This window comes from Mumia sp., assembly GCF_028803055.1.
Classification (GTDB): Bacteria; Actinomycetota; Actinomycetes; order Propionibacteriales; family Nocardioidaceae; genus Mumia.
This window is the reverse complement of record NZ_JARBCJ010000344.1, coordinates 1-647: the sequence shown is the minus strand read 5'-3', so window position 1 is coordinate 647 and position 647 is coordinate 1. Positions and strand designations below refer to the sequence as shown.

The 647-nt window shown below is 66.9% G+C and carries 1 protein-coding gene; it reads left to right on the top strand.

The features are described 5' to 3' along the window. Positions 1-153 precede the first annotated feature (153 nt). Positions 154-647: ABC transporter permease (locus PV363_RS17830; protein WP_301023099.1), on the top strand; the 494-nt coding region annotated here is incomplete at its 3' end.

Below are 647 nucleotides of genomic sequence, written 5' to 3'. Positions count from 1 at the left end.
CGCGATCCTCCACGAGGGTCGCATCATCGCCGACGGCACCCTCACCGAGCTCAAACGGCTGCTGCCGCCCGCCGAGGTCGAGTATGTCGAGAAGCAGCCGACCCTCGCGCAGATCTTCCTCTCCATCGTCGGAGCCGACCGCAAGGAGTCCAGATGACCACGCACTTCCTGCCCGACACCACCACGCTGACCGGACGGTCGCTGCGCCACATCTCCCGCAGCCCCGACACGATCATCACCACGGTCGTCACCCCGATCGCGATGATGCTGCTGTTCGTCTACGTGTTCGGGGGCGCGATCGACACCGGTCAGGACACCGGCTCGTACGTGAACTACCTGCTGCCCGGCATCCTGCTCATGACGATCGCCTCCGGCATCGCCTACACCGCCTACCGGCTCTTCACCGACCAGCAGGCGGGGATCTTCGAGCGCTTCCAGTCGATGCCGATCGCCCGCTCGTCCGTGCTGTGGGCGCACGTGCTCACCTCGCTCGTCGCCACCCTGGTCTCCGTCGCGGTCGTCATCGCGGTCGCGTTCGTCATGGGATTCAGGACGAGCGCCACCGTGCTCGACTGGCTCGCGGTCTTCGGCATCCTCGCCCTGTTCACCCTCGCCCTGACCTGGCTGGCGGTCATCCCGGGCCTGAC